This window comes from Microcoleus sp. CAWBG27, from assembly GCF_020883145.1.
Lineage (GTDB): Bacteria > Cyanobacteriota > Cyanobacteriia > Cyanobacteriales > Microcoleaceae > Microcoleus.
Genome location: NZ_JAHREU010000058.1, coordinates 1 through 4429, shown reverse-complemented (window position 1 = coordinate 4429; position 4429 = coordinate 1). Strand labels below are relative to the sequence as shown.

Annotated in this window: 5 protein-coding genes and 1 pseudogene; 3 read left to right on the top strand and 3 right to left on the bottom strand. The window is 45.8% G+C overall.

Translation table 11 applies throughout. The features are described 5' to 3' along the window. Positions 1-289: 289 nt before the first annotated feature. Positions 290-622: a helix-turn-helix domain-containing protein gene (locus QZ938_RS25080; protein ID WP_293149228.1), complete on the bottom strand. Its 333-nt coding sequence runs from the start codon at positions 620-622 to the stop codon at positions 290-292. 138 nt (positions 623-760) lie between these two features. On the opposite strand from QZ938_RS25080, the gene QZ938_RS25075 reads away from it, so the two are divergent. Then, on the top strand, positions 761-1459 hold the full coding sequence (locus QZ938_RS25075; protein ID WP_293205315.1) for a pirin family protein: 699 nt from the start codon (positions 761-763) through the stop codon (positions 1457-1459). 107 nt (positions 1460-1566) lie between these two features. Here QZ938_RS25075 and QZ938_RS25070 read toward each other — a convergent pair whose 3' ends face one another. After that, positions 1567-1914, bottom strand: coding sequence for a DUF2442 domain-containing protein (locus QZ938_RS25070; protein WP_293354002.1), 348 nt, complete (start codon positions 1912-1914; stop codon positions 1567-1569). A gap of 22 nt (positions 1915-1936) precedes the next feature. Then, the gene (locus QZ938_RS25065; protein ID WP_293146858.1) at positions 1937-2221 is read right to left on the bottom strand and encodes a DUF3303 family protein; all 285 of its coding nucleotides are present in this window, start codon (positions 2219-2221) and stop codon (positions 1937-1939) included. On the opposite strand from QZ938_RS25065, the gene QZ938_RS25060 reads away from it, so the two are divergent. Together QZ938_RS25060 and QZ938_RS25055 are read left to right on the top strand one after the other, a co-directional pair. Continuing rightward, positions 2211-3986, top strand: coding sequence for a trypsin-like peptidase domain-containing protein (locus QZ938_RS25060; RefSeq protein WP_293354004.1), 1776 nt, complete (start codon positions 2211-2213; stop codon positions 3984-3986). The two genes, QZ938_RS25065 and QZ938_RS25060, sit on opposite strands and share 11 nt — an antisense overlap. Positions 3987-4344: 358 nt before the next feature. Beyond that, positions 4345-4429: pseudogene (locus QZ938_RS25055) on the top strand (IS1 family transposase); the annotation flags it as partial.

Below are 4429 nucleotides of genomic sequence, written 5' to 3'. Positions count from 1 at the left end.
ACAAACTTTATAACCGGTTCGTAGTGAGGACTTCAGTCCTTTTCAAATCAGAGAGGACTGAAGTCCTGACTACAAACTTTATAACCGGTTCGTAGTGAGGACTTCAGTCCTCTTCAAATCAGAGAGGACTGAAGTCCTCACTACAAACTTTATAACCGGTTCGTAGTGAGGACTTCAGTCCTCTTCAAATCAGAGAGGACTGAAGTCCTCACTACAAACTTTATAAGGGTTATTTTATGATATAATCGGCGACGATCGCAAATTGGGAATTAGCTACACTTCAATAAACTTAACTATAGTTAATATGCTGAATTCCCCATTCGTGCATCGAATCAATAATTGGTTTAAGACTTTCGCCCAAAGGCGTGAGCGAATATTCAACTTTCGGCGGAACTTGCAGGTAAATTTCTCGGTGAACAATCCCATCTGACTCCATCTCCCGCAACTGCTGCGTCAGCATCTTTTGAGTAATGCCGTTGACAGCTCGTTGCAGCTCATTAAAACGCTTCACTCCTTGAAAGAGCTCCCGGAGGATTAAGACTTTCCAGCGCCCGCCAATCACCTCTAAAGTTCTTTCTACCGGGCAATTTGCGCGCTCAATAGTTCCTTCTTTAGCTTGCATAGTATCTTTTTGGTAACTACCGCACTTTTAAGTGCGTACTTCCCATAATAGCTTGACTTGGTTTAAAGTAGAAACATCCGAGAAATACCCGAAGTCATTCCCAAATCTAAAATCTAAAATCGAAGGAGGATTCAGAAAATGATTGCAGTCAGAAAAAGTGAAGCAAGAGGACACGCTAATCATGGTTGGCTCGACAGTTATCACACATTTTCCTTTGCCAACTATTACGATCGCAATTATATGAATTTTCGCTCGTTGCGGGTGATCAACGAGGACGTAGTCAACCCCGGCAAAGGTTTCGGCACTCACGGGCACAGCGACATGGAAATCATTACCTATGTACTGGAAGGAGCGTTAGAACACAAAGACAGTTTAGGTACCGGCGCAGTAATCAAACCCGGTGAAGTGCAGCGAATGAGTGCAGGTACGGGCATCCAACACAGCGAGTTCAATCCCTCGCAAACTGACCGAGTTCATTTGCTGCAAATCTGGCTGTTGCCCGATACCAATGGCTTAGAGCCGAGTTACGAACAGCGGGATTTTCCCCTAACAGAAAGGCGCGGGAAACTGCGCTTAGTTGCGGCGCGAGATGCGAGAGATGGTGCAGTAAAAGTGCATCAAGATGTCGATTTGTATGCAGCAGTTTTGGATAAAAACTCGCGGGTTTCTCATGTTTTACAGCCCAATCGCCATGCTTGGATCCAAGTTGCTCGCGGTGCTGTTTTGCTCAACGGCTTGACTTTAGAAAAGGGTGACGGTGCGGCGGTTAGTGATGAGGCTGAGTTGGTTATTGAAGCCGCAGAAGATGCGGAGTTTTTGCTGTTCGATCTCGCATAAAATTTAAGGCGAAATCCCCGAATTATTAGAAAAATCGGGGATTTGAGCCACTCGGCGGTTCAAACCGATCCTACACAAACAAAGTCCCTCTCTAAGAGACTAAGAAATTAATTAGCCATCCAAGATTTTGTCCCAAAAATACCTGCGATAAGTTCGGGAATGCCAAAATCAACATCTAAGGTTTCCCAGTGTACGCTGCTACCAGAAGGCGGCAGCCAAACATCAGCAAGTTGTTCTGGCGAAGCATTTTCTAAGCCTTGTGCAAGCCTCGGAGGAAAACAGAAAATAGCACCGTTTTTGAGCTTGATAACAATTAAATCTTCCGACTGATTGTAATGCACGGATTCGGCACGCGGCTTTATAGCCTCAGCGGTTTTCCATGTTTGCTTGGCTTGGGCTATTCGATCTCGGAGATTTTCCTCTGTTAACTCTTTGTTCCAGTTTCTAGATATCATGTCTACCTCCACTATGAATAATTTACAAGCAATCGAGCAATGGTTCGACAACTTCTCGGGTTTCTTTACTACTAACTACCGGCACAATTTCAAAAGTCGCTCCAGAACCGCGCCACTTCAAAATCCATTCCTGAAGTAAGCGCAAATCATCACACTCCATAAGCTGGAAACATCTACTAAAATTGGGTTCTACCCAACTATCAATATATTTAAGACCCTCAGGAAACATTCTGCCTTCGTCACGAATGCGCTGATAAATTGGCAGCATATCATTATCTTTGAATCGTTCAATAATCATGAATAGCATTCGATCCTCCTTAGAATTCGATCGCACTTGCAAACACTCTTCCATTCTCAACCGTCAAGGCACCACAAACCGGAAAACTAATCCGTCTGTTGATATGTGGATATGTTACATTGACAAAATCATGAACTACAGCAGAACAATTCCGGCTATTTTGAGTGCTACGATCGCCCTAAGTGCGATCGCCCTCATCCCACTCACCTCACCTCCCATCGCCCTAGCCTTAACCGCCGACGCAGTTAAAACCGTCGCCAAACAAATCACGGTACGCATCCAAGGCACAAAAGGCGGTTCCGGAGTAATTTTAGAAAAACAAGGTAGCACGTACTATATACTCACCAACTGGCACGTAGTCGATAAACCTGGCGATTACGAAGTTGTAACTCCCGACGGTAAAGCTCACTCTGTATCATACGGCCTGGTGCGGCGAATGCCCGGTGCAGATATCGCGATCGTCCCTATCAGCAGCCCTCAAAGCTATCCCCTCGCCCAATTAGCTAATTCCCCAGCAACTCCCGGAAAAAAAGCCTATGTGGCTGGTTGGCCAATATCCGGCGGTTCCCTGAGACAACCGATTTTCATCGCTACGGAAGGTCAATTTACCGGCCGCCAAACTCCATTAAATGGCTATACTTTGGTATACAACAACTTAGTTAGGGCGGGAATGAGCGGCGGCCCAGTCCTTGACGATGCGGGAAAAGTTGTCGCAATTAACGGCATTGTCAAGTTAGAAGACAATTCGGATAAAATCGTGGCGGCGGGAGTAGAAATTAGTAATATCATGAAATGGCGATCGACTATTTCGCTACCAGTCCTTCCCCAATCGCCAACAGCTACAAATCCGAAAACTCCTGTCAATAATCCGCCTCAGAAGCCCGGAAGTGCGATCGCCTTTGCCACCACAAATACCCTCAAAGCCCCTTCAGAAGTTGTCAGTTCCCTTGCCCTAGCTTCCACTACTTTTACCACAGGAAATAGTAACGGCACAATCTCTGTTTGGAACTTCCCCAGCGGGCAATTAAAAACTACGCTGCAAGGACACGCCGAAGCCGTAAACGCCCTAGCATCGAGTGCGGATGGAAACGTGTTAGCTAGCGGCAGCGATGACAAAACGGTAAAAATTTGGAATTTAGAAACAGGCGCGGTTGTCCGCACTTTGAGCGGGCATTCTGGTGCTGTTTCGAGTGTTGCCATCAGTCCCGACGCTCAGTTTGTCGCGAGCGGCAGTTGGGACAAAACGATTAAGATTTGGAATGCGAAAACAGGGGCATTGCTGCGGACTTTAACCGGGCATTCTGGATTAGTGAATGCTGTAGCAATTAGTCCCGATCGCCAAACTTTAGCTAGCGGCAGCAAAGATGGTTCAATTAGGTTGTGGAATTTAAATACAGGTCAAGCAATTCGCACCATTAGCGGCAAAAACTTGTCTGTTTTGTCCCTAGCTTTTACTGCCGATGGCAAAACTTTGGCCGCCGGTAACAGCAACGGTACTGTTGGGTTGTGGAATGTCGGAAACGGTCAATTAATTCGGCGTTTGAGCGGACATACCGATGGAGTTTGGTCGCTGGCAATCAGTCGGGATGGGAGTATGCTGGTTACTGGGAGTTGGGATAAGAGTGTAAAACTGTGGGATGTGCGATCGGGCCAATTGAGAGGTAATTTGAGCGGACATTCTGGCTATGTTACTGCTGTGGGAATTAGTGCAGATGCTAAGACTATTGTGAGTGCGGGTTGGTTGGGGGAAATTAAGATTTGGAAAAGAAGTTAAGATTTTTTTAATTAACCGCAGAGGGGCAGTGAATCGGCTATTCAAGCGACGTAACGTGGGCATCTCAATGAATGTAAATCCATGAAAAAATGGCTCATATCATGTCCGGTCGATTACCATAACAAAAACAGTTCGTAGTGCGGACTTCAGTCCGCTTTCATGCTGCGGACTGAAGTCCGCACTACGAACGAACTAAATTACTGTCAACTGGACAAGGATAATGTCAATAGCCGATCGCGCGCGCAGTTTCCGTGCAACTGGGATTAAGCGTTACGGATTAAAGCTTTCAGGGTTCAGGCAATACAACAGAAGAGCTTTTGGCGTTGCTGAGTTAGAGTATGAATAGGAGGAATAATTTATGCAATGCCCTGAATGTAAATCAACCCATATCCGTAAAAACGGCAAGAAGAAAGGAAAACAAAATCACATTTGTGTCCAATGCA

Coding starts and splice junctions, on each gene's coding strand:
- QZ938_RS25080 (WP_293149228.1), bottom strand. CDS start 622: ATGCAAGCTAAAGAAGGAACTATTGAGCGCGCAAATTGCCCGGTAGAA.
- QZ938_RS25070 (WP_293354002.1), bottom strand. CDS start 1,914: ATGATATCTAGAAACTGGAACAAAGAGTTAACAGAGGAAAATCTCCGA.
- QZ938_RS25075 (WP_293205315.1), top strand. CDS start 761: ATGATTGCAGTCAGAAAAAGTGAAGCAAGAGGACACGCTAATCATGGT.
- QZ938_RS25060 (WP_293354004.1), top strand. CDS start 2,211: ATGAATAGCATTCGATCCTCCTTAGAATTCGATCGCACTTGCAAACAC.
- QZ938_RS25065 (WP_293146858.1), bottom strand. CDS start 2,221: ATGCTATTCATGATTATTGAACGATTCAAAGATAATGATATGCTGCCA.